We start from the raw sequence: 24,841 nt of genomic DNA on the forward strand, positions 1-24,841 counted from the left end.
CTTTTTTTACGCATAATGATCACAAGTTTGGCGCTTCAATAATTTATGCGGAATAATAATGCATTTTGAAGTAGACTCAGAATGCTCTACCTTATCAACTAAAGCTTTTGCCGCTTCATACCCTAATTGATAAATATTCACATCAACTGTTGAAAGCGGTGGACTAGCAATTTCTGATAATAAAGCATTATTAAAACTTACAATAGAAACATCTTTCGGTACAACAAACCCTTTTTTAGAAAGTGCGCTTAGTACGCCAAGTCCAATTAAATCATCAGTTGCGATAATTGCTGTTGGTGGTTGCTTTAGTCCCATTAATTCCTCAACAGCCTGTTGACCACTCTCTCTTGAAAAATCAAAATGTAAAATGTACTCTTTCGGTAGTAGAATATCTCCTAATTTCAAAGCATCACTCATACCTGCCAAACGATCTCTCGTTACAAGTAAATCTGATCCCCCACCAATGAATGCGATTTGTTTATGCCCTAATGAAATTAAATACTCGGCTACTTCTCTTGCGGCTGTATAATTATCATTATCTACATATGTAATTTCATCTTTTCGATCATATGGTTTTCCGATTAAGACAAACGGGAAATTTTGATTATGCAGATATTGAATGATCCGATCGTTTTCTCTTGAATACAAAAGAATAATTCCACCAATTTGGCGCCCTTGTACCATCTTTACAACACCATTAAAAATTTCGTCCTCCGTTTCACCTGTCGACATATAGAGCGCATACCCTTCCATATGTGCAAATGAACTAATTCCTCTTATAACTTCTGGAAAGAATGGGTTTTGGAAAGCTTTACTTGCTGAGCTCGGCATAACGAGCCCAAGTGTTTTCGTTGTTTGATTTGCAAGGTTTCTTGCATTTAAATTTGGGTGATAGCCTAGTTCACTCATCACTTTTCGAACACGGCGCTTTGTCTTTTCACTTATACTTGGATTATCAGCAATTACACGGGAAACTGTCGATGGTGCAACATTTGCCTTCTTCGCCACATCTTTAATTGTAACTGTCATAAAAATCCCCCCTCTCACTTCTCTGCCATATTTCATATATTGTTATCTTGCAATCGGTGCAAGTAATAGGAGAAGTCGTAAACTTTCATCAATTTGTTTTATCTTGCAAAAATCATCTTATTCTCCCTCTCCATGTATTGTAAGGGATATAGCTCTTTTTTCCTATACTATAATATACTATTTATTTCACATTTAATGTCAAATCTCTTTTCATCTCCCTACAAATCCTTTTATAGAGAGATGAAAAGAGAAATGGGACGTAATGTCCCATTTTCATCCTTTCGTACCACCAGCTGTTAAACCAGAAATGAAGTATTTTTGTAATGATAGGAATAAAATCGAAATTGGTATTGCAATTAATACTGAACCCGCTGCAAACGTCGTAAATTCATTACCAAATTTTTTCGCTACCATTTCATATAATCCAACTGCTAAAGTGTAATTTTCCGGCGTGCGTAAAATAATACTTGCTAAAATGAAATCTGTAAATGGACCGATGAAAGTGAATAATGCTACAACCGCTACGATTGGCTTTGCAAGCGGCATAATGATTTGCCAAAAAATACGGAAGTGCCCTGCTCCATCCATGCGGGCTGACTCATCCAACTCTTTCGGAATCGTATCAAAATACCCTTTCATAAGCCAAGTATTCATTGGAATTGCTCCACCTACATAAATTAAAATTAATGCAAGATGTGTATCAATTAATCCTGTTAACTGCGCTAATACGTATAGTGCGATTAACGCTGCAAAGTTCGGAATCATTTGTAGAATTAAAAATGTTAATAAACCATTTTTTCTTCCGACAAAACGATATCTCGAAAATGCATAAGCAGTAAAGCTAATTGCTAACACAGAAAAAATCATCGTCATAACACTAACTTTTAACGTATTTTTATACCAAAGTAAGTACTTACTTGAATCAAGATCAAGTAGCTTACGATAATGATCTAACGTAGCATTTTTCGGAATAATGCTAGAACCAGACAAACTATCTCCTGGATTAAACGATGAACCAATAATCCATAGTAATGGATAGAAAATAATCGCACACATTATGAAGATAACCAAATAACTTAATGAAAGACGTAACATCTTTTGTCGTTTAATATTCATTTACATCATATCCTCTTCTTGGAATGATTTTGTTCTCTTAAATTGCCATAACGCAACTGTAATAACGATTAACGATAAAATCATTGTAAGAGCTGCTGCTTTTCCGTACTGCGCTGAAGTCATCGTTAACTTATAAATCCATGAAATTAAAATATCCGTTCCACCTGCATCTTGCCCCGCTACAGCAGGACCTCCGCCGTTAAATAGATAAATGATACTAAAGTTATTAAAGTTAAACGTATATTGTGTAATTAAAATTGGTGCTGTTGCGTATAAAACAAGTGGCAATGTAATTTTGCGGAACTGTTGCCAAGCAGTTGCTCCATCTACTGTAGCAGCTTCATATAATTCTCCTGGAATCGATTGCAATATACCTGTTGTCATTGCAAAAACGAATGGGAAACCGAGCCACGTTTGGATCATAATTAAAGCAATCTTCGCCCAAAACGGATCTGTCATCCAAGCAATCTTTTCAATCCCGAATAAAGCTAATACTTGATTATTAATTGCTCCAAATGTTTCATTAAACATACCCGAAAAGACAAGAATAGATACGAATGCTGGAACAGCCCACGGTAAAATGAAGATTGTTCGAATAATTGCCTTACCTTTAATACCAGGCTGATTTACGATAATCGCTAAGAAAATACCAAGTGCAACTTGTAATGTTGTTGCAACAAATGTCCAAATGACAGTCCAAGAAAATACACTTAAAAATGTCTCTCTCCACATTGGTAATGTGAAAATATCAATAAAGTTTTTAAAGCCCACCCAATCTACTAATTTAGCTGGAGGAGAGTGATATAAGTCATAGTTCGTAAATCCAATTAAGATTACAAAAATGATTGGAAATACAACTACAAAGATAAGTAATAGAAATCCTGGTGAAACCATTAAATATGGAAAACCTTGATCTAATAAGTTACGGTATTGCTCTTTTACTGAGTTTAATGGTGTTCCTATATCACGTTTCTTCCCATTTTGGTATGCATCATATAAGTTAAATCCATATATTCCAAGTCCGAACACTATGACGATAAGTGCCAAAATCCCTTCTACTAATAGAAAGACAGAATGGTCACGTGGAACTTCTGTACCGAGCGTTACAATTCCCCATAATCCAATATTTAACAAATCAGCAAATGCTACAATAAATGAACCTGTTAATACTAGAAGAATAAGACCTTTTACATATTGTTTATTATATATTTGGCCCATGCCTGGAATAATAGATAACATGGTCGCCATTTTCCTATGTTTCGAACCGTTCATATCTTTCATTGGTTCCATAGATGTTTGCATGTTCCTTCCCCCTTTTTTCTTCCTACTTGGAAGGGAGAGAATTCGTGCCTCTCATATTAGAGGCACGAATTTCACCTTATTTTTGCTTACTATGATTTGCCTCAATATTTCCTTTAATTTGTTTCACTGCACTATCAAGCGCGGCTTTTGGTGCCTCTTTATCTGTAACAACTAACTGAAGAGCGTCTCCAGCTGGTTTCCATACTTCTTGCATTTCTGGAATATTCGGCATTGGAATTCCATTTTCTGATTGAGTTGCAACTGCTTTTGCAGCTTCATTATCTTTAATAATTGGATCTTCCATTACTGATTTTACTGGAGGAATTTCTTTTGTCTTCTCAAATCTAATTTTTGCGTTTTCTTCGTTCGTTACCCACTCAGTGAATTTTGTAGCTAAATCATTTTGTTTAGAGAAGCTTGTTACATGCCATCCTTTTACCCCAACAAATGTTTTCATCGGTTGACCATTTGGTAATTTCGGCATTGGAGCAACACCATAATCAATTCCGTTCTTTTCCATTGCTTGGAACGCCCACGGTCCGTTCATAATAGATGCTGCTTTTCCTTCATTGAATAATCCATCAGCAGCCGGGCCACCAGATTCACCGATAATACCTTTCGGGAATAACTTTTCTTTGTACCATTTTTGAAGATATTCAGCACCCTGTACTGCTCCGCTATTATTTAATCCAACATCACTTGCATTTGGCTTTCCATCTTTCTCACCAAATACATATCCGCCCATACCTGCCATAAACGCGTTAGCAAAGTAGAAGTTATCTCCTAATGTTAAAAATCCGTACTTGCCATCCTTCGTAAAGTCTTTTGAGAAGTTAAACAGCTCGTCCATCGTTTCTGGTGCTTTTTGCATTAATTTTTTATTGTAAATAAAAATTGGTGTTTCAATTGCTTTTGGTAAACCATATAATTTCCCGTTGTATGTCTGTGCCTTTATTGATAAGTCAGTAAATTTACTCTTCACTGTGTCATCTGCTTTTACTTCAGAAAGTAAGCCTTCTGTTACTGCATTCCCAATTTGATCGTGTGGCAATGTTACAACATCTGGTCCAGTCCCCGCTGGTCCATCAAGACGTAACTTCTTCACTTGATCTGTCATTTGCATTTCAACAACTTTAACTTTCACGTTATATTTTTTCTCAAAGCTTTTCACAGCTGGTTCTAAACCAACACCTTTTTTATCATCTTCCCAAACGAGAAGATCATAGTCTTTCTTCGCTTTACTTTCCTCTTTTTCCCCTGAATCTTTCGGTCCACATGCAGATAACATGCCGATTGACAATGCTGAAATCGTTAATAGTGATAATACTTTCTTCATCCCAAAAACCTCCCTAAATTGTCTATGTACCTCTTTAATTGAAAACGTTTGCATTTAATAGTTTAATAGAAGCGCAAACAATATCTAAATCTATGAAAACGTTTGCGCTATTTGTCTATCATTATACATCCTTTTATTCATTTTGCAAATATTAATTTTCAAAATAATCTTATCATACTCTTTATTCATTGACTTTACATAAAATGAATACTACTCTTATAAGCAATATTAAAGTTATGTGGAAGGCAATCGTTTGCAACATAATCTTTATTATTTCGTTTACGGGAACTATATGTATAGAGATATTAAAGGGGGATTTTCTATATGCTTAAAGAAGCGATCTATCATAGGCCAAAAGATAATTATGCATACGCTTACGATGAAAAAACAATTCACATCCGAATACACACAAAAAGAGATGATGTTCACAGCGCCGCTCTCATCTACGGTGATCCGTACGAATGGCAAGATGGGAAATGGATTACAGCGAGTACACCGATGAAAAAAACCGGATCTACTGAGTTATTTGATTATTGGTCGGTTTCAATCAAACCAAAATTTAAACGCTTACGTTATGGATTCGAATTAAAAAACGACGTAGAAACTCTTATTTATACAGAACGAGGATTTTTTTCTAATATTCCAAATGACGATGTCGGTAACTTTTTCTGCTTTCCATTCATTCATGCAAAAGACGTTTTCAGGGCACCATCCTGGATTAAAGACACAGTTTGGTATCAAATTTTCCCAGAACGATTCGCTAATGGGGATCGCACACTGAATCCAGAAAACACCCTTCCTTGGGGAAGTACTGAACCAACTCCAACTAATTTTTTCGGCGGAGATTTTGCTGGTATTATTCAAAACCTTGATTACCTTGTTAAACTTGGAATTTCCGGAATATATTTCACTCCTATTTTCAAAGCTCATTCGAATCATAAATATGACACAATTGATTACATGGAAATCGACCCACAATTCGGGACGAAAGAAACTTTCAAAAAACTCGTTCAGGCGTGTCATAAACATGGTATAAAAGTAATGCTCGACGCTGTTTTTAATCATAGCGGATACTTCTTTGATAAATTTCAAGATGTGCTAGACCATGGTGAGAATTCCGCCTATAAAGATTGGTTCCATATTCATGAATTTCCAATTATAACCGAGCCACTTCCTAACTATGATACTTTCGCATTTACACCATATATGCCTAAATTAAATACGGCACATCCAGATGTAAAAGAATATTTACTTGAAGTAGGTCGTTATTGGGTAAGGGAATTCCATATAGATGGTTGGCGCCTTGATGTGGCAAATGAAGTCGATCACAGTTTTTGGAGAGAATTCCGAAGTGAAATAAAAGCATTAAATCCTGAAGTATATATTTTAGGAGAAATTTGGCACGATGCACTCCCCTGGCTACAAGGTGACCAATTTGATGCTGTAATGAGCTATCCGGTTACAAACGCTCTACTTTCTTACTTTGCTAACGAGTCCATTAATTCAAGTGAATTTATGAAACAAATTACAGATTCTCTACATTCCTACTCTATGAATGTAAATGAATCGGCATTTCATTTATTAGACAGCCATGACACACCTAGAATTTTAGCAACATGTAACGGGGATAAAAATAAGTTAAAGTTACTCTATGTATTTCACCTTTCTTTCATCGGTTCTCCTTGTATTTATTACGGCGATGAAATCGGTATGGATGGTGGAATGGACCCTGGCTGTCGCAAATGCATGATATGGGATAAAAAAGAACAAGACACTCTTTTATTTACACATATACAAACATTAATTTCATTACGGAAACAATATAAATCATTTGGAGGACACGGTACTTTTCAATTCATTGAGGCAAATGATGAACATAATTATATTTCTTATACAAAAACATATGAAGATGAAACTATCTTTTTCGTTTTAAATCCTACTAACAGTGAAGTTACAACTTCACTCCCTCTTCGTATTACTGGGAAGAAAATAATTAACATTTATACAAATGAAGAATTTTCAGCGGAAGCAAGTGTATTACAAGTTACACTTCCACCGTACGGATTCTCTATTTTAAAATGGTAATAGAAAAAGCCTTATGCCAGGGTGGCATAAGGCTTTTTCTTATTTCAATTTAAATACCATTGCTTCATATGGTCGTAACGTAATGTTTTCTATCGATACATTTTCTACGTCATAATTGTATATTAATAACTCTGATTCACTATAAATAATATCCTCAGGCAATTCAAATACACATTCATCTGCAGTGAAGTTTGCAATCACCAGAAGCTTTTCTTCTTCATATGTTCTTACATAAGCAAAAATAGAAGGGTTATTTTCTAGTATTAAATCATATGTTCCATACACAACTATTTCATTGTTTTTGCGTAACTCAATCAATTTTTTATAGTAATAAAAAATCGATTCTTCGTCTTGGATTGCATGTTTCACATTAATCTCTTTGTAGTTAGGGTTTACCGCAATCCAGGGCTCACCCGTTGTGAATCCAGCATGTTCTCTATCATCCCACTGCATCGGGGTTCTAGCATTATCTCGGCCCTTTATATATATAGACTGCATCACTTTATCTATATCTTCGCCGCGCTCTATAACTTTTTCTTTATACATATTTAATGTTTCAATATCTCGATATTCATCAATCGATTCAAATCGAACATTGGTCATTCCGATTTCTTCTCCTTGATAAATATATGGTGTCCCTTTCATCATATGAAGCACTGTCGCTAACATTTTTGCTGATTCAGTATGATAAGCTCCATCATTACCAAAACGAGATACAACGCGAGGCTGGTCATGGTTATTCCAATAAAGGCTATTCCAGCCTGTTTGTTCTAATGCTTTTTGCCACTTTGTTAAATTTTGTTTCAAAGTAATAAGTGAGCATGGTTTTACATCCCATTTCCCACCTTCTCCAGAATCTAAATCCATATGTTCAAATTGGAATACCATTTGCAGTTCTTTTCTAGCTTCTCCTGTATACAATTTAGCTTCTTCTGTCGTTACACCAGGCATTTCCCCAACCGTCATAATGTCATACTGAGACAATACGTCTTCATTCATTTCATGCAAATACTTATGAATGTTCGGACCGTTCATAAAATGTTTATGCCCTGAAACATATCCTTCTTCATCCGTTTCAACAGCTGGTAAGCCATCTTCTTTAGAAATAAAATTAATAACATCCATACGGAACCCATCAATTCCTTTTTCTAACCAAAACTTCATCATGTCATAAACATCTTGTCTTACCTTTTCATTATCCCAGTTTAAATCTGGCTGTTTTTTAGAAAACAGATGCAAATAATATTCATCTGTCATTTCATCATATTGCCATGCAGAGCCACTAAATGCTGCTCCCCAGTTATTCGGCTCGTTCCCTTCATTTCCAGGACGCCATATATAATAGTCTCTATATTTATTTTCTTTTGATTTACGTGATTCAATAAACCAATTATGTTCATCTGAAGTATGATTAACAACTAAGTCCATCATAAGTCTCATATTACGTTTATGCATTTCATGTAATAGTTCATCCCAGTCTTCCATTGTTCCGAACTCATTCATAATTTTACAATAATCACTTATATCGTAACCATTATCATCGTTTGGAGATTCATAGACTGGTGATAACCAAATTACATCAATACCTAGTTCTTTTAAGTAATCTAGCTTTGAAAGAATACCACGAAGATCCCCTATGCCATCACCGTTACTATCCATAAAACTACGAGGATAAATTTGATATACTACACTTTCTTTCCACCATTGTTTTTCCATTATGCTACCCCATTTCATCTATACTATTGATTCTTTTTTCTTTTTTTAAGGCGCAAACGTTTTCATTACTGAATGATAACAGATTCTATCCAAATTTAAAATAGCGCTTACAATATTTATTTTCTTTTTCTGATAAAACATGTGGAACTTATTATATATTCATAGGAATAATGAAAACGTTTTATTTTTTTATAGTGTTTTTATTTCTTTTTTGAATCTATTCGTTTATAATAAATTCAAAGAAAACGTTTGCATAAACTTTCTAGGGGGAAATATCATGGCAGAACTTAAATTAGAAAATATTTATAAAATATATGATAATAACGTAACAGCCGTAACAGATTTTAATTTACACATTCAAGATAAAGAATTTATCGTATTCGTTGGTCCTTCTGGCTGTGGAAAATCTACAACACTACGAATGGTAGCTGGACTTGAAGATATTTCAAAAGGAGAATTTTCAATTGATGGTAAGCTAATGAACGATGTTCCTCCAAAAGATCGAGATATCGCAATGGTCTTCCAAAACTACGCTCTTTATCCACATATGAGTGTGTATGATAATATGGCATTTGGATTAAAACTTCGAAAAATACCGAAAGATGAAATCGACCGTCGAGTGAAACATGCAGCTCAAATTTTAGGGCTTGAACAATATTTAGATAGAAAACCGAAAGCTTTATCAGGTGGACAACGCCAACGTGTCGCATTAGGTAGAGCGATTGTTCGAGACGCAAAAGTCTTCTTAATGGATGAACCATTATCAAACTTAGACGCTAAACTACGTGTTGCAATGCGATCAGAAATTTCTAAATTACACCACCGCCTTGGTACAACGACAATTTATGTAACACATGATCAAACTGAGGCAATGACAATGGCTTCCCGTCTTGTTGTTATGAAAGACGGAAAAATCCAACAAATTGGAACTCCAAAAGAAGTATATGAAACACCTGAAAATATTTTCGTTGGTGGTTTTATCGGTTCACCCGCAATGAATTTCTTCCGTGGAAAATTAACTGAAACCGATTTCGTTATAGACAGTTCACTAAAGATTAAAGTATCTGAAGGAAAAATGAAGTTATTACGCGAACAAGGCTATGTAAATAAAGAAATTGTTTTAGGTATTCGTCCAGAAGATATTCATGATGAACTATTATTTTTAGAAGCTTCACAATCTACTACTTTCACAACAAAAATTGAAGTTGCAGAGTTGTTAGGGGCTGAATCCATTTTATATATGAAACTTGGAAATCAAGATTTTGCAGCACGTGTTGATGCAAGACATATCTTTTCACCTGGTGACCAAATTAACCTTGCTTTTGATATGAATAAAGCACATTTCTTTGATAGTCAAACCGAACAACGTATTCGCTAAGTATACATGCAAATACAACACCTTCTTTTTTAGGTAGAAAAGAGAACCTAGCCATGCATAGAAACGGTCAAATTCTCTTCCTACCCCGTGCCAAATTAAAACAAAGAAAATAGTGGGTACGAAATCACTTGTATTCTGTATAGTTTCTACTTATACGATAAGAAATTAGAATGGCTGAAAATACACACAAAAAAACCGTCCACATATATACTGAGGGCGGTTTTCCATTATTATACTAGGGCTTCTATTGTATGAAATGATTGTCCTCTCGTGCTAATAATACCGAAAACTGGTAAATCACTGAGCACCACTTCTTCTTGCTGTTTCATAAAAGATGACGTTAATTGTTTTATCTCTATCCAAACGTCATTAATACAAAGTACATTGGAATCGTTCTCTTGTTGGCGAGAAAAAATAGAATCTATTTTATACAGACCAGCATTTTGAAAAAGCATATCAACACGACTATATGCCTCCATAGCAAAACTGATAACACGTTGCCAATCTCCTTGTTTTCCCATATCGTAGGATACAAAAAGTGCCTCTCCGCCTAGATTCGTAATTTCCTCAGCTGTTGCTTGTCCACTTTCTTGATCAATGTCCGTCACAATTACTTTTGCGCCTTGCTTAGCCAACAAAAGAGCTGTACTACGTCCAATACCGATGCCACCACCAGTTACAATGGCAACCTTTCCTGCAAGCTTCATTTTCATTACCCCTTCTATAAGTCTTACCGTCATTCAGTATACTCTTTTATTAGATTAATCCGCAAGCAGGAAAAGTTAACTCGAAAACTTGTAAGCGATTACTTGTTTGTTTCTTTTTTTTTCTTACTATTATACTGATCGAAGGTTAAACCAATAAAAATAAGAATTCCCCAAAATATTAAGCTACCTCCAGTCATTGCAAATCCCCCTTTGTTATATAACGATATTATTTATATCCATTATACCATTCTCTTAATTTTCAATCTATTCAAAACAGAAATAGGGTGTTTGAATTAGCTACCGCTTCTTTAAACATCCTTCAGTAATATGGAAGGTACTATATAGGAGATATCCTCCCTATATAATCAAATTTTTTACGAAATTAAAAATAAGACTTTTTATATACAAACAATAAAAAGTCTTATTTCATTAGTAGCACCTATAATTTAAATATTAATTATACAAGACTCATCACTTTCGTCTTTGCAATTAAATCATGGAAGCCACAATTATCTTTGCGGAATAACATCATATATACATTGCATATTAATGGAACTCCAAGTAATAATATGCTTGGTAATAATAATACCAAAAATCGTATTATTAATGTTTGTAACATTAGTTTTTCACTTGTTAACGAGATTATTTTTGTTCTTGTTACCTTTTTACCAAGTGTAGAACCGTTCCAAAGAAAAGGTAACACAATAAAATTTATAGCCATTAATACGAAAACAAGTGTAAGGTCATATCTATAGTCACCTAAACTTATATTAAAACGATTGAAAATAGCACTATAGTTCCCGGTAATAATAGCTACTACTGCACCGTACGTAACTGAGATTAAAAACATGTCAATAAGGGAAGCACCTATGCGATTCATTACAAGCGCTGGACGATGCATCTTTAACTTCATTTTGTGTCGACTCCTTCATATCCTTCTTTACCCGTTTCATCGTACCACTTCTAAAAAACATTGTAAACTGGCGTTTCGCTTACTTTTCTTGTACAATGTGTTACAACAGCATTATAAAGGAGGTTCCCATATTGAAAAGATGGATAATCCTATTTGCCGCACTCTTATTAACAGGTTGTACAGGCAATACAAACCATTTAACTTATACAATTAACGATGAATATGAACTCATACATACTTCTGGAGATGCATTTGAACTTTTCCCCTCTCAGGATGCTGTATATGCTACACAATACATCCCTGCAAAAATTACAGAAATTGCTTGGGACGATAAATACATTATCACAAAACAAATTGAGGAAAAATCAGATCCAAATAATCCTGACGCAGCAATTACAAATAAAAAAAGTGAACATTATTGGATTATCGATGTAAAGCATAATAAACGATTCGGTCCTTATAATGAAAAACAATTTAACGAGCAAAAAGATGCTTTTAAAATTACAGTACCTTTTCAAAGTGTAGATTCATATGTGAAAGAGCTAAAAAAACAGTCAGCATAACAAGTTATGCTGACTGTTTTCGTTTAAGTACACACCTTACTTAGAAAATGAGATATTGAAAGTTTGTGGCTCTTTAACAGCTTCATGAGTATCTCCCACTGCTAAATCATCTGTTGTAAACTTAATATCCTTTACCTTCTCTTTTCCATCATCGAGTATTAAACCGATAATTCCTTCTCGTGTCTCACCAGGCTTATAATCTTCCCTTGATACACTCTTTGTGCCTACAAGTGTGTCTTCTTCATATAAAAAGTTTTGAGTCGCTACCTTAAAATGCTGTTTGTCATTAATAATAACATCATTCATAGAGAAGAATTGCATGTTCTTATTTCCACTATTCTCTACCTTATATGTAATTTCAACATACCGAATCGTATCGCTAATCTCTGTTCCACTTAACGATGCATATAATTCAGCGTCTTCTTGACTCACTTTATCTCCTAATCTACGCTTTACTTCTTCAGGAGTTAATGCAGTATACACTTTCAATGTATTTTTTGCATCTTTGCTCATTTGTGATAATGAGATAACTTTAACGTCTTGTACGTGAATTTTCATTGGGGCTACTTCAAATGTCTGATTCACAGAATGAATCTGTTCTAATTCAAATGTCCCCCACCCTTTTTCTTTCACTTTTTGTCCTACTTTTTTAAGCTCACGCCCACCATACTCTTTTGTTTCTGGAATAGATTCTTTCTTCTTAGGTTCTGCCTTCTTTTCTTCTTGATGGAAGCAACCACTTAACATAAGAAGAAAACTACATAAAACAAAAATACTTTTCCATGCTTTCATCATTTAATTTCTCCTAACACTATCATTCATTAAAATATATTAGTCCCTTGATTTGTAAACTATAGAAACAATAAGAAGTCCACAAAACGAACTTGTCAGTCCAGATACTATTATACCTCCTATTTGGAAAATATGAAAATAGGGGTCTAATAACGCGTGCACGATAAATATAATGGCCGCCACAACGATAGATGAAGCCCAATATTTCTTTATTTCCGAAGTTAAACTAGTATCTTGATCAGTTTCCCTCCTATATTTCCATAGTACATATATTAGTAATAGTAGACCAAAACATGTACTCCCATGCTGTAAAAATTTATACATCGGAATACTATATACTTCTTGCTGTAACAGCGGCATTTTCATAACAAAATAGCCTGTCTTATGGGTAAAAGCATCCCAAACGACATGCGTCACCATACCGAATAAAGCAGCATAGCAAAATACAAAAAAATCTTTCCAAGTATAAAGCCCCCACTTCTCATCTACTACATATTTATAGTAACTAGCAAAAGGCTTAGGTAAATGGGTTATAAATGGTCCTTTTAAAATACGATGATATGCATATGCTAATAAAAAAACGAGTGGTAAATTCAAATATAAGAAACCAGCCCATGTATGGCCAATAATACCGTATGGCCTAAAATGTAAAAAATATTCAAAATCAGGTGCCATACTACCTAATATAAGAGCCGTCACTGAAATATAACTAGAATGTTTCTTAGCAAAAGGGAGAACAGCTGCTGGATGCGCGAATGTAAATGGCATATTTTAACTCCTTTTCATATTTCCAATAGAATACATATTATCATAACGATATGAACAATCTCTATGCAATATTTATTTTCACATTGGAATATGATAGTTTAAATGTTATAATCCACATGAAATATTCAGAAAACAAGGGAGAATCACGTGTCGTTAACACTTGTCTTTTTTCTTGTTCTTTCTATTCTTTTACTAAGTACGTACAATAGGATTTTTTCGCGGGCTAATAATCAGTGGGGGATGAACAAAACCCCCACTGATTATAGTTTCACTTTATTAGCAAGCTTTCTTACACTTGTATTCGCTGCTTTTTTAGAAACAAAATCCCTTATGAATTGAGGTTTATATATTGATTGACGTACCCTTTTTAAAAAGTGTCACATTAAACAAAGAACATATCCCTAGCTTTTCCGCATATCCTTACTGCTTACCGGCTATACGAACATTACAATCACTCCTTTTCCATCCGAATGTAACATTCATTATTGGAGAAAACGGAACGGGTAAATCAACATTACTCGAAGCGATTGCAGTTGCTTTAGGTTTTAATGCAGAAGGTGGAACGAAGAACTTCCATTTTAACACGTACGATTCACACTCATCTTTACATAAATACATTCGAATTTCAAAAAGTTTTAATACCCCAAAAGACGGCTTTTTTCTACGTGCTGAATCATTTTATAACGTTGCTTCTTACATTGATGAAATAGATGCTATAAAATCTTATGGTGGTATCTCACTACACAAACAATCACACGGCGAATCATTCTTCTCATTATTTATGAACCGCTTTTCAGGACAAGGTTTATACATTTTAGATGAGCCTGAGGCAGCTTTATCACCGATGAGGCAACTTTCAATGCTCATTCGCATGCACGAGCTAGCTGAACAAGGTTCACAATTTGTTATCGCAACGCATTCTCCCATTTTAATGGCTTATCCTGAATCTACTATATACTCTTTAACCCAAGAAGGGATTCACGAATCGACATTAGAAGAAACAGAGCATTATCAAACGACGAAACTTTTCTTTGAAAATCGCGATCGATTATTTCATCACTTATTTGAGTCATAAAAAAGAGGCAGCAATCGCTGCCTCTTTTTTATAATGCTTCTATAAATAAAGCTACTCCAATACCGCCTCCAACGCATAGAGAGGCAATACCTTTCTCTAATCCACGTCTTTTTAATTCGTGAATTAAACTCACCGTAATACGAGCTCCTGTACAACCGATTGGATGTCCAAGTCCTACACCACTACCGTTTACATTCACTTTCTCACGGTCTAACCCTAACTCTTTCTCTACAGCTAGGTATTGTGCAGCGAAAGCTTCATTGATTTCAAGTAAATCTGCATCTTCTAATGACCAATCTACTTTTTCTAACCCTTTGCGAATTGCTGGTGCTGGTCCAATACCCATAATTTTCGGATCTACACCTGCTACTGAATATCCAACAATTCGAGCTAACGGTTGTAAACCTTTTTCTTTCGCCTTTTCTTCACTCATTAATACTAAAACGGCACTTCCGTCATTAAGACCAGATGAATTCCCTGCAGTTACTGATCCATCTTTACGGAAAGCTGGTTTTAATCCCGCTAACTTTTCAGCTGTAATATCTGCACGTGGATGTTCATCCTTCGAAAATATAACTTCTTTTCTACGTTCTTTTATCGAAATAGGAACAATTTGATCGTCAAAGTATCCAGACTCAATCGCTTGCAACGCTAATGCATGGCTACGAAGCGCAACTTCATCTTGTTCCTCTCTTGTAATTTCATATTGTTCAACTAAATTTTCCGCTGTTTCACCCATCATAATATGGTGAATCGGATCTTCTAAAACTTCCCACACCGTATCACGAATTTCTCCGTGCTGTAGACGTTGTCCCCAGCGGTGTTGTTTTAATGCATAAGGGCTCGAGCTCATTGCCTCTACTCCACCTGCAACAACAATATCACTTACACCTAATTGAATTTGCATTGCAGCAGACATAATTGCTTGCATACCTGAAGAACATTGACGTTGAATTGTATAACCAGTAACTGTGTCAGGAAATCCTGCCGCTAATGCAGCTGTTCTTGCCGTATTTGCTTCATCAGTTCTTTGAATACAATGACCTAAAATTACTTCATCAACTTCATGTGGCTCTACTCCGCCTCTTTTTACAGCTTCCTGAAGTACAGGAACAGCTAATTCTACTGGTGTTATATTTTTTAGTGCTCCTCCGAAAGTTCCAATTGGTGAACGAACTGCAGCTGTAATGACAACATTATGCATTTTGTACTTGCCCCTCTCTTATGTACCCTAGTAAGTTTTCAGGTGAAATTCCATAAGTTGTATGTCTAAAATTATCATACTATAAACATACCAAAAAATCAAAATATTTAATATAATAAAAATAGAAGGAATTAACCTTCTATTCTGTCAATGCGTATAAGAATTTTTGTAATATCTTCTCTGTCGTTTCATTCAATTTCGGTAACTTATCTACTGGAAAATATTGAAGTTGTAACCCTTCATGATCGAGCTTTAATTCTCCGCTTACATGATGTGCCTGATACAGATGAATCACATTAAAAATTTCATCTCCATTTGGATAACGGAAATAAACTTCCTTTCCTGAAAGAACACCAAGAAATTGCATTATTTTTGCACTTAGCCCCGTCTCCTCGAATAATTCTCTACGAGCAGTTTCTTCTGTCGTTTCTCCCAGTTCCATTGCCCCGCCAGGCACACCCCAATCATATGTATCTGAACGATATTGAAGCAATACTTCTTGATTATCATTTAATATAATAATTGCTGATCCTACTAAAATAAGTGGTCTCGTACCAACTACTTTGCGTAACTCTTCAATATACCCCAATATGTAAACTCCCCTTTCCTCACCCTTCCTTATCATAACAAAATTCTCTTCCTTTTGTTGCTGTAATTTTCAATAAAAAAAGGAAGCTTCCGCTTCCTTTTTTTACCGTTATCCCGCTATTTGCGGGCAGTAAGACCCCTACCTCAAAATTCAGCGAAAGTAAAGAAGTTAGGTGGGGGTCGGGCTGCCCGTAAAAGCCCGATTGGTGAGGGCTAATAATCAGCGGGGGATGAAAAACCACCCCACTGATTAAAGTTTCACTTTATTTCTTAAAGCTTTCGTATTTTACAGCTTCAAAAGCTTCTTCAATTTCCTCATTGCTATAATGGACATATGTAAAACGCCCTAATTCTACTAATCTAGCTATTTCTTGTAACGCTTTATGCTGATCATATGTTTCTTCAATTGTAATATGTACATAAAACTTCATTAATGGATGTTCATATAAAGGTTCTCCCACCTCTACATATACACCTTCAACCCCTTGCACAACTCTTACATAGCTCGCAAATTGATACAGAGCTTCTCTGTCTGAAACGATTTTTAATGTATACATATATTCTCCCCCTTTTCTTTACTATATCAAAAAGATGACCATACTACGTTATAGAACTATGAAATTTTTTCGACTTGTAGTCTATATATTCGTGTAATAAACAAGGCGTTTATCCATACATAGGACCTTTTCCCCACATATATTATAGAAAGAATTTTTTCCTTTGAGGTGTTCCTTATGGATTCATACATTAATATATGTGTTTGCATTACTCCAGGCGCCGATATTTCTGACGACCGTATTGCAAAAGATTTAGCAGTTGCAGAATCAATTTGGCATCCCATTACATTTCAAATTAAAGAAGTAATTGTACTAAACGAGCTTTTCCGTTTTTCTAATCGGGAAATTAGTTATAAAAACTCCATTCAAAGTCAGGAAAAATTATCATCCTTTTTTCAAACTTGTGTTAACGAAGCTCCTGAATGTGACCTTTATATTTGTTATATTGGCAGTGATTATTTCAAAGAAACCGCAGTAATCGCTTGCGCTTACTCTCTAGCGAAACAACAACAACTTACTGGTTACATCGTTCTAACAAACTCAGCTGCTCCAATGAAAAATATATACACCCTCGCTCACGAAATTGGTCATATTTTATTCACAAGACGAATTCATGGAAAACTTACGCACGCAGATCCCCACTCTCCAACCGGTTCTGAACATCACCATTCACCATCGAACCTTATGTACCCTATAGTCCCTAGCCCTAATAAAGTTCACATCAATTCATTATTAACAAATGAACAAAAAGCGCTCTCTTTACAAAGTCCCTTATTACAAAGAAAAAAACAGTAACGATATTGTTACTGTTTAAAACAACATATTCCAATCACCAAACCAAATACCGGCTGCGAGAAATAAAAACATACAACTAAAAGTAAATGTAATTCCTCTAAAAATCCCAATATAATATTTCTTTGGAAATACTTTTTTGCATATCCAGAGCAGCCCTTTTCCTATTAAACCGAAAAACAAAATATATCCTGATGTGTCATCTAATAAAGTATCAAAATAATCATTATGTATCCTTTTTGCGAAAGCGGTATAGATCCCTAAAATTGCTAATCCTAGAAACATAATAGTTAATATACATATAATCATTATTTGCATATGAATGCCCTTTTTTCTAATTTTGCGTGAATTTTTAAAAGTATATAAATAACGACTAAAAAAACTATTTGGTGTATATACATTCCTATAATACCTGATAAATCTAACATTACAAATATATATTCTAATGCAATTGGAACAAGCAAATAGAACAAAGTAAACCAACCACCAAATTTAATATTTATAACGGCTGCGCTCAGAAATACAATACCTACAAGACCAAAGCTTTCTATAGCAGTAAATTGAATAAACGTTGTGCCATAAAAGCTATTTAGTAATGCAATACTGAAAATTGATAAAAACCATAGCACACTAGTTATATACATAATAATAAGTTCAGTTCTTTTCCGCTTAAACGCCGCTGTTCTCATGCCCACTATTAATATGCCAATCCCTACAAAAGTCATAATTGGATATCCGATTAATTCAATTAGAGAATAAGATAAACGATGATCTAATTCGCTAAAAAATACGCTTTTCATCATCGTAAACGCTAATACATTTATAATAAAATAAATCAATAATTTATAATTCCCTTTCTTATCTACATCCATCTCTTTTGCAAGCTGATCTGCATATGTCTTTGGAGAATTACCAAATATGCCATCTACTGTTTTCCCTTTCTTTTCTCCTTCTATTAAATGAAGCTCTGCATCTTCTAAAAAGGCAATAATATCAGATTCGCTAATTCCCTTTACTCGTAAATACGCTCGTGTTTCTTCTATAAATCTTTGAGATTCCTTTGTGAGCATTTTTATCCCTCCCTTATTTAACCGTTTCTCTTCTATTCGCCTTCATCATAATTTCAAGGAAAATTAAAATAAATAAACTTCCATACAAGCATACAATTTGAAATAACATTGGCATAAGATCTTCCGATGTAAATGTTTTAAACACTAACATAATCGAAAGTGGAATAATTAAATATAAGTTTTTAAACCATCCTTCAAAATATATATTTATAGCTACCGTGAGGATAAAGATCCCTCCAGCTAATATATAACTTTGGACTAGAGTCAACGTAAACATCGTTGTAGGATATATCACATCTAAAATCGTAACAACTCCTAATAAAAACATTGGCGCAATCATGACTAAAAACCACATGGAAAACCACGTTTTTGTAAAACTTGTTACAAATGTCATTTTACGAAGCAAAAAATTAGGACCCATAACAGCTAAAATCAATGTAAAACTATAGCCAATACACTGAATAAGCGAAATCTGTAAAATCCCATTATTAACTATTAAAATAGAAGCAATAATCCAAAACGAAACGATATTCATTACCGTAAACCCAATTTGCTTCCACGTTTCCTTTCTATCCCTTTCCATCACTTTTACAAGTTCATTCGCGTATTCTTTCGGTGAACTTCCGAAAATATCTTCTACACTTTTCCCTTCACTCTCACCTTCTATTAAATGCAACTCTGCATCTTCTAAAAAGCTTTCAATATCGCTTTCTTTCACACTCTTTGCAGTTAAAAATAATCTCATATCCAATAAAAAATTGCGTGCTTCATTTGATAGCATTATTTTTTTCTTCCCTTCAAGTAGACGCTCTACACTACTTTGCATCGCTTCCCAGCGATCCATAAATTCATCCAGTGCTTCCTCGCCTTTTTCTGTTAATGTATAATATTTTCGCTTTGGACCAGATGGAGATTCCTTCATTACACTTGTTATTAATCCTTCCTTTTGCATTCGTATTAATAACGGATAAATACTTCCCTCACTCGCCATTGTGAAACCATATTTCGCTAATTTTTCACTCATTTCATAACCATATATTTCACCTTCAGAAATAATAGCAAGTAAGCAACCTTCTAAAATCCCTTTTAGCATTTGACTTGTCGACATATTTCAAATCCTCCCACTATCTTGTTTTACAAGATAGTTAAATATATTTTTCCAAATGTTTGCAGGAATTTCATTATCACCTCTCTAAATAGAGCAATAAGAGAACTTTTATTATGAAGGAGTGTTTTTCATCATGGTTACAAATCGAGTTGTCTTTTTAACAGGTGCTGCGAGCGGTATTGGTTATGAAATGGGAAGTGCTTTCGCAAAAGAAGGTGCTAAAGTTGTCATTAGTGATCGTCTTGAAGATCGTGCAAAAGAAGCTGCTGAACAATTGCAAAAAGAAGGCTATCAAGCTATCGGTTTAAAATGTGACGTTACAGCTGAAGAAGAAATTGCAGCAGCAATTTCTCAAACAGTTACTCACTTCGGTTCATTAGACGTATTAATTAACAACGCAGGAATGCAACACGTCTCACCAATTGAAGATTTTCCAACGGATAAGTTCGAACTTCTTATTAAAATTATGCAAATTGCTCCATTTATTGCAACCAAGCTTGCCTTTCCTATTATGAAGAAACAACAGTATGGACGAATTATTAATATCGCTTCTATTAACGGCCTTGTCGGATTTGCTGGAAAAGCTGCTTATAATAGTGCGAAACATGGTGTAATCGGATTAACAAAAGTGGCTGCTTTAGAGGGAGCAACTCATGGAATTACTGTAAACGCTCTTTGTCCCGGATATGTTGATACTCCCCTTGTACGAAATCAACTACAAGATTTAGCAACTACACGAAATGTACCACTTGAAAATGTTTTAGAAGATATTATTTATCCTCTTGTACCGCAGAAGCGCTTGTTGCAAGTACAAGAAATTGCAGATTATGCTATGTTTTTAGCAAGTGAAAAGGCAAAAGGCATAACTGGTCAAGCTGTTGTTATCGATGGTGGATATACTGCTCAATAAAGTGAAACTTTAATCAGTGGGGGTTTTGTTCATCCCCCACTGATTATTAGCCTTCACCAATCGGGCTTTTACGGGCAGTTAATCTCCGACCTAACTTCTTTGCTCCAACCAAATTTTGAGGTGGGAGTTTTACTGCCCGTTAATGCGGGCTAAAAAATAAAGTTTGCTCACGAAGAGCAAACTTTATTTTACTTTCTATCGCGAGGATCTTCCTACTTTAGTAATTGTTTAGGGAGTTTCTCAATTGCAACAATCACTCCGTCTAATTTACTTTCAATGCGATGTAGTAAATATAGCGTTACAACAATCGGAAACCCCACATTACCTATCATCCTGATCCACTCTTCCATCTTTCTCTCCTCCCTTCATTACATAAATAAGAGGAAAAGAGAATCTTAGGCATAAAAAAACAAGCTATTTGTGATTAGCTTGTTTTTTCAAATAATGACGTAATTTCTTGCTTATAATCTCCACGTAAAATACCTTTCTCAGTTATAATTCCTGTAATTAATCCATGCGGTGTTACGTCAAATGCAGGGTTAAATACAGGCGTTCCAAGTGGCGCCACTTGTTTCCCAAAAATTTTCGTAACTTCTGTTTCATCTCTTTCTTCAATGACAATTTCAGCACCTGTTTGTTTCGTAGTATCAAATGTAGATAACGGTGCTGCAACGTAAAATGGGATACCGAAATACTTTGCTAATATAGCTAAATTTAATGTTCCTATTTTATTAGCAGTATCACCGTTTTCAACGATTCGATCTGCTCCTACAATAATTGCATTAATTTCTTTCGTTCGAATTGCATGTGCTGCAGTATTATCCGTAATAAGCGTTACATCAATGTCTGCTTGCTTCAATTCCCATGTCGTTAAGCGACCACCTTGTAAAACCGGTCTCGTTTCACACGCATACGCATGTAAACGTACACCCTTCTCTTTCCCAATATAAAATGGGGCTAATGCTGTTCCATATCTAGCAGTTGCAATACTTCCAGCGTTACAAATTGTTAAAATTTTATCACCGTCTTTAAAACATGTTAAAGCATGTTCTCCAATACTTCGGCACACCACTTCATCCTCTTGCTGAATACGAAGTGCTTCCTCTTCTAATATTTTTTGTGCTTCTTTTATTGTAGAAATCCCTCGTATAGCTTCTCTCATACGATCAATTGCCCAAAATAAATTGACTGCCGTCGGACGTGATGTCCCTAAATAGTTACAATCTCTATTAAACTTCTTTTGAAATTCATCGATATTTGTAGCATCGTATTTCTTTGCCGCAAGCGCCAAACCAAACGCAGCTACAATTCCAATTGCAGGAGCTCCGCGTACTTCTAACATAATGATACTTTTCCATACATCTTCAACATTCGTTAATGTTTTGTATTCAGTGACATGCGGCAACTTTGTTTGGTTTAATACCGCAATGGCATCCCCTTTCCAACTTACAGATCTCGGAATAGTAATGATTGTACTCATGCCTTTACACCTCCTGAAACTGTATGTTGAAATAATGTTCGGAACAGTTGTATATCTGCGCTCTTTGATTCATATTTTAATAGTTCTTTTCCTAAATAAAGTGCTTGTTTTTTAGCTTGAATTCTTCTTTCTTTATCTGCTATTTCATCTAAATCTGCTACGTGTGCTAGACCAATTGTTCTACGAATAAGTTCACATCCAGCAAATCCAACAACATCACTAAAAATATTTTGCAAAATAATTGGTAACCATTGTTTTTCTTTCGTATATACTTCTACACCTTCTCCAATCCATAGCTTTGTAAAAGCTTCTACAAAATAACTCCATGTTTTCTCGATATGGAAAAATAGCACACTTCTTTTTTCCTCTTCACGCGATAACGCATTTAATAATAAATTTGCAATAAATTGACCAAGATCAAATCCAAATGGACCGTACGTTGCAAATTCTGGATCAATTACTTTTGTTTCAGAAGGCGATGAAAATATACTACCAGTATGTAAATCCCCATGAATGAGCGCTTCTTTTCTCGTTAAAAACTTATACTTATACTGAGCTACTTTTAATTTTAAATTTTTGTCACTCCACAGTTCATCAACCGCTAGTTGTAACTCTGGCTCATAATCATTCGTATCATAATGACTAAACGGATCTGTAAACACTAAATCTTCTGTAATTTTACTAAGATCTGGATTAACAAATTCACTATCTAACACTCTTTTCTCTTCTGAACGTACGCCGAAATCTGAAGTATAAAATAAAACATGTGCTAAAAAGCGACCAATATGCTGGGATAAAAGAGGATATTCTTCTCCTTCTATTAATCCTTTTCTTGTAATCGTTAGTCTTGATAAATCTTCCATTACTGTCACTGCTAACTCCTCATTATGACTGTATACTTTTGGAACGTATTCCGGTACATACTTCGCGAAAATTTGCAGTGCTTTACTTTCAATCGTTGCTCTTTTTATTGACAATGGCCAGCTCTCACCAACTACTTTCGCATATGGAAGTGCTTGTTTAATTATAATTGTCTTCTCTCCATCATCTAATTTGAATACGTAATTTAAATTGCCATCTCCAATTTCATGGCAAACTACATTTGCTTTCTTTTCAAAGTATCCATGTTCTTTTGCATAGTGTACAGCTGTTACTTCTGTTAATGAATAATATCCCATCTTCTTCTCCCCCTTTTAATTCAGAGGTTTTTCTAGCACAGAAAAACCTCTTCCCACAAAGAAAGAGGTTTGAAGTTTATCTTCTCCCCTCTTATCTGCCAGAAAGTTTACTTTCTGCTGGAATTAGCACCGTGCCTTTTGACGTCATAAACGCCCCATTTCACAATGGTATTGCGGTCGGTTGCTGGGCTTCATCGGGCCAAATCCCTCCACCTGCTCTTGATAAGAGTTTTATAATTTTTTGAATTTTTAACTTTATGATGAAGACTATACCAAGAATAAAAATCACTTGTCAACATTTTATTTGTATAATTCTGGACGACGATCTGCAAAAACTGGGATTCCTTTGCGAACCTCTTTAATTTTCTCGAATTTCAGCTCTCCAAATAAAATAAATTCCTCTTCATTTGCCTCTACTACAACTTCACCCCAAGGATCGACAATTAAAGAATGACCTGCAAACTCATTGTTCGGATCCTTTCCTGCTCTATTACATGCTACAACATAACACTGGTTTTCAACTGCTCTCGCCTGTAAAAGCAAACGCCAATGCGCTAAACGTACTAATGGCCATTCTGCTACAACAAATAAAACTTTTGCACCTTTAGCAGTATGAACACGCATCCACTCCGGAAAACGAATATCATAGCAAATTGTGCCAGCGCACTCTACATCATCTAGCTTAAATTCACCTGTCTCATTACCAGCTACTAAATATTTATGTTCATCCATAAGCTGAAATAAATGTACTTTACTATATTCATTGACTAGATTCCCTTCATTGTTTACAACATACATTGTATTTGTAACACCTTTCTCTGTTTGCTTCGCTATGGAACCACCAACAATATGTACACCATATTGTTTCGACCACTCTTTCAACTTTTCTTTCGTTTCCAATCCATCCCTATCTGCAATTTCAGAAAGTCTTGTTAAATCATATCCTGTTGTCCATAATTCTGGTAAGACGATAACATCTGGTCTTTCCTTCATCGCTTCGCTTATTTTATTTTTAGCGTTCTCAATATTTTTTTCTACATCACCAAAGACAATATCCATTTGAATACATGCGACTTTCATTTTGTCCGCCCCATTCCTAATTTTTTCTTTACAAAATACTGGAAAGATTATATCATTTGTCACTAGAATTGTAACAACTTTCAAAAGAGGTGAA

At 34.9% G+C, this 24,841-nt stretch carries 26 protein-coding genes, 1 pseudogene and 1 riboswitch; of the genes and pseudogenes, 6 read left to right on the forward strand and 21 right to left on the reverse strand.

Annotated elements, in window-relative coordinates; all coding sequences use genetic code 11:
* Window positions 1-6 precede the first annotated feature (6 nt).
* The 4 genes from malR to NSQ47_RS13585 all read right to left on the reverse strand — a co-directional run bounded on the left by malR (window position 7) and on the right by NSQ47_RS13585 (window position 4,783).
* On the reverse strand, window positions 7-1,029 hold the full coding sequence (malR, locus tag NSQ47_RS13570; RefSeq protein WP_002160657.1) for a maltose operon transcriptional repressor MalR: 1,023 nt from the start codon (window positions 1,027-1,029) through the stop codon (window positions 7-9).
* A gap of 273 nt (window positions 1,030-1,302) precedes the next feature.
* Window positions 1,303-2,145: a maltosaccharide ABC transporter permease MalD gene (gene malD, locus NSQ47_RS13575; protein WP_002160656.1), complete on the reverse strand. Its 843-nt coding sequence runs from the start codon at window positions 2,143-2,145 to the stop codon at window positions 1,303-1,305.
* Entirely contained in the window at window positions 2,146-3,447 is a 1,302-nt protein-coding gene (gene malC, locus NSQ47_RS13580) for a maltosaccharide ABC transporter permease MalC (RefSeq protein ID WP_002160655.1), read from the reverse strand. It lies immediately after the preceding gene.
* Between the two features lie 76 nt (window positions 3,448-3,523).
* Window positions 3,524-4,783 carry an extracellular solute-binding protein gene (locus tag NSQ47_RS13585; RefSeq protein WP_341037143.1) on the reverse strand — a complete coding sequence of 420 codons (1,260 nt, stop codon included), beginning with the start codon at window positions 4,781-4,783 and terminating at the stop codon, window positions 3,524-3,526.
* A gap of 324 nt (window positions 4,784-5,107) precedes the next feature.
* Here NSQ47_RS13585 and NSQ47_RS13590 point away from each other — a divergent pair, with 324 nt between their 5' ends.
* On the forward strand, window positions 5,108-6,868 hold the full coding sequence (locus tag NSQ47_RS13590) for an alpha-glycosidase (protein WP_341037144.1): 1,761 nt from the start codon (window positions 5,108-5,110) through the stop codon (window positions 6,866-6,868).
* Between the two features lie 39 nt (window positions 6,869-6,907).
* Here NSQ47_RS13590 and NSQ47_RS13595 read toward each other — a convergent pair whose 3' ends face one another.
* Window positions 6,908-8,584 carry a glycoside hydrolase family 13 protein gene (locus tag NSQ47_RS13595; protein WP_088079300.1) on the reverse strand — a complete coding sequence of 559 codons (1,677 nt, stop codon included), beginning with the start codon at window positions 8,582-8,584 and terminating at the stop codon, window positions 6,908-6,910.
* Between the two features lie 277 nt (window positions 8,585-8,861).
* On the opposite strand from NSQ47_RS13595, the gene NSQ47_RS13600 reads away from it, so the two are divergent.
* On the forward strand, window positions 8,862-9,962 hold the full coding sequence (locus NSQ47_RS13600; protein ID WP_002111551.1) for an ABC transporter ATP-binding protein: 1,101 nt from the start codon (window positions 8,862-8,864) through the stop codon (window positions 9,960-9,962).
* 230 nt (window positions 9,963-10,192) lie between these two features.
* Here the strand turns inward: NSQ47_RS13600 and NSQ47_RS13605 are convergent, their stop codons facing one another.
* From NSQ47_RS13605 to NSQ47_RS13615, 3 genes are all read right to left on the reverse strand, one after another.
* A complete protein-coding gene (locus NSQ47_RS13605; protein ID WP_033710801.1) occupies window positions 10,193-10,702 on the reverse strand; it encodes an SDR family NAD(P)-dependent oxidoreductase in 510 nt (169 codons plus the stop codon).
* A gap of 65 nt (window positions 10,703-10,767) precedes the next feature.
* Window positions 10,768-10,866 (reverse strand): hypothetical protein, encoded by a 99-nt coding sequence (locus NSQ47_RS13610; protein ID WP_002145961.1) that lies wholly within the window; start codon window positions 10,864-10,866, stop codon window positions 10,768-10,770.
* A gap of 260 nt (window positions 10,867-11,126) precedes the next feature.
* The gene (locus tag NSQ47_RS13615) at window positions 11,127-11,582 is read right to left on the reverse strand and encodes an RDD family protein (RefSeq protein ID WP_341037145.1); all 456 of its coding nucleotides are present in this window, start codon (window positions 11,580-11,582) and stop codon (window positions 11,127-11,129) included.
* Between the two features lie 131 nt (window positions 11,583-11,713).
* On the opposite strand from NSQ47_RS13615, the gene NSQ47_RS13620 reads away from it, so the two are divergent.
* Window positions 11,714-12,145, forward strand: a complete 432-nt coding sequence (locus NSQ47_RS13620; RefSeq protein ID WP_002033805.1) for a DUF3997 domain-containing protein — start codon at window positions 11,714-11,716, stop codon at window positions 12,143-12,145.
* Between the two features lie 36 nt (window positions 12,146-12,181).
* Here the strand turns inward: NSQ47_RS13620 and NSQ47_RS13625 are convergent, their stop codons facing one another.
* Complete coding sequence (locus tag NSQ47_RS13625; protein WP_002160649.1) at window positions 12,182-12,940, reverse strand: hypothetical protein; 759 nt, start codon at window positions 12,938-12,940, stop codon at window positions 12,182-12,184.
* 36 nt (window positions 12,941-12,976) lie between these two features.
* A complete protein-coding gene (locus NSQ47_RS13630; protein WP_341037146.1) occupies window positions 12,977-13,705 on the reverse strand; it encodes a DUF4184 family protein in 729 nt (242 codons plus the stop codon).
* Between the two features lie 349 nt (window positions 13,706-14,054).
* Here NSQ47_RS13630 and NSQ47_RS13635 point away from each other — a divergent pair, with 349 nt between their 5' ends.
* Window positions 14,055-14,780 carry an AAA family ATPase gene (locus NSQ47_RS13635; RefSeq protein ID WP_341037147.1) on the forward strand — a complete coding sequence of 242 codons (726 nt, stop codon included), beginning with the start codon at window positions 14,055-14,057 and terminating at the stop codon, window positions 14,778-14,780.
* Window positions 14,781-14,808: 28 nt separating this feature from the next.
* Here the strand turns inward: NSQ47_RS13635 and NSQ47_RS13640 are convergent, their stop codons facing one another.
* From NSQ47_RS13640 to NSQ47_RS13650, 3 genes are all read right to left on the reverse strand, one after another.
* Entirely contained in the window at window positions 14,809-15,984 is a 1,176-nt protein-coding gene (locus NSQ47_RS13640) for an acetyl-CoA C-acetyltransferase (protein WP_215579526.1), read from the reverse strand.
* A gap of 139 nt (window positions 15,985-16,123) precedes the next feature.
* The gene (locus NSQ47_RS13645) at window positions 16,124-16,573 is read right to left on the reverse strand and encodes an NUDIX hydrolase (RefSeq protein ID WP_002145954.1); all 450 of its coding nucleotides are present in this window, start codon (window positions 16,571-16,573) and stop codon (window positions 16,124-16,126) included.
* A gap of 262 nt (window positions 16,574-16,835) precedes the next feature.
* Window positions 16,836-17,129 carry a DUF3928 family protein gene (locus NSQ47_RS13650; RefSeq protein WP_002160644.1) on the reverse strand — a complete coding sequence of 98 codons (294 nt, stop codon included), beginning with the start codon at window positions 17,127-17,129 and terminating at the stop codon, window positions 16,836-16,838.
* A 177-nt stretch (window positions 17,130-17,306) separates the two neighbouring features.
* On the opposite strand from NSQ47_RS13650, the gene NSQ47_RS13655 reads away from it, so the two are divergent.
* On the forward strand, window positions 17,307-17,924 hold the full coding sequence (locus NSQ47_RS13655; RefSeq protein WP_002199468.1) for an ImmA/IrrE family metallo-endopeptidase: 618 nt from the start codon (window positions 17,307-17,309) through the stop codon (window positions 17,922-17,924).
* Between the two features lie 15 nt (window positions 17,925-17,939).
* Here NSQ47_RS13655 and NSQ47_RS13660 read toward each other — a convergent pair whose 3' ends face one another.
* The 4 genes and pseudogenes from NSQ47_RS13660 to NSQ47_RS13675 form a co-directional block, all read right to left on the reverse strand.
* Window positions 17,940-18,239: a DNA-binding protein gene (locus NSQ47_RS13660; RefSeq protein WP_341037148.1), complete on the reverse strand. Its 300-nt coding sequence runs from the start codon at window positions 18,237-18,239 to the stop codon at window positions 17,940-17,942.
* Entirely contained in the window at window positions 18,230-18,991 is a 762-nt protein-coding gene (locus NSQ47_RS13665) for a DUF1129 domain-containing protein (protein ID WP_341037149.1), read from the reverse strand. Before NSQ47_RS13665 ends, NSQ47_RS13660 begins: the two co-directional genes overlap by 10 nt.
* Before the next feature lie 13 nt (window positions 18,992-19,004).
* Window positions 19,005-19,772, reverse strand: coding sequence for a DUF1129 domain-containing protein (locus NSQ47_RS13670; protein WP_341038237.1), 768 nt, complete (start codon window positions 19,770-19,772; stop codon window positions 19,005-19,007).
* Between the two features lie 9 nt (window positions 19,773-19,781).
* Window positions 19,782-20,099 (reverse strand): annotated as a pseudogene (locus tag NSQ47_RS13675) (PadR family transcriptional regulator); the annotation flags it as partial.
* A 133-nt stretch (window positions 20,100-20,232) separates the two neighbouring features.
* Between NSQ47_RS13675 and NSQ47_RS13680 the strand changes: the two are divergent.
* Window positions 20,233-21,009 (forward strand): 3-hydroxybutyrate dehydrogenase, encoded by a 777-nt coding sequence (locus tag NSQ47_RS13680; protein WP_002111569.1) that lies wholly within the window; start codon window positions 20,233-20,235, stop codon window positions 21,007-21,009.
* A 212-nt stretch (window positions 21,010-21,221) separates the two neighbouring features.
* On the opposite strand, the gene NSQ47_RS13685 is transcribed toward NSQ47_RS13680, so the two are convergent.
* The 4 genes from NSQ47_RS13685 to NSQ47_RS13700 all read right to left on the reverse strand — a co-directional run bounded on the left by NSQ47_RS13685 (window position 21,222) and on the right by NSQ47_RS13700 (window position 24,831).
* Window positions 21,222-21,359 (reverse strand): YvrJ family protein, encoded by a 138-nt coding sequence (locus tag NSQ47_RS13685; protein WP_000393342.1) that lies wholly within the window; start codon window positions 21,357-21,359, stop codon window positions 21,222-21,224.
* A 74-nt stretch (window positions 21,360-21,433) separates the two neighbouring features.
* Window positions 21,434-22,489 (reverse strand): S-methyl-5-thioribose-1-phosphate isomerase, encoded by a 1,056-nt coding sequence (mtnA, locus tag NSQ47_RS13690; RefSeq protein WP_341037150.1) that lies wholly within the window; start codon window positions 22,487-22,489, stop codon window positions 21,434-21,436.
* Entirely contained in the window at window positions 22,486-23,667 is a 1,182-nt protein-coding gene (mtnK, locus tag NSQ47_RS13695; RefSeq protein ID WP_341037151.1) for an S-methyl-5-thioribose kinase, read from the reverse strand. Before mtnK ends, mtnA begins: the two co-directional genes overlap by 4 nt.
* A gap of 88 nt (window positions 23,668-23,755) precedes the next feature.
* Window positions 23,756-23,896: riboswitch (SAM riboswitch) on the reverse strand.
* A 71-nt stretch (window positions 23,897-23,967) separates the two neighbouring features.
* On the reverse strand, window positions 23,968-24,831 hold the full coding sequence (locus NSQ47_RS13700; protein ID WP_341038238.1) for a carbon-nitrogen family hydrolase: 864 nt from the start codon (window positions 24,829-24,831) through the stop codon (window positions 23,968-23,970).
* Window positions 24,832-24,841: the final 10 nt, after the last annotated feature.

The sequence above is a fragment of the Bacillus sp. FSL R10-2780 genome, assembly GCF_038006125.1.
GTDB classification, from domain to species: domain Bacteria; phylum Bacillota; class Bacilli; order Bacillales; family Bacillaceae_G; genus Bacillus_A; species Bacillus_A cereus_U.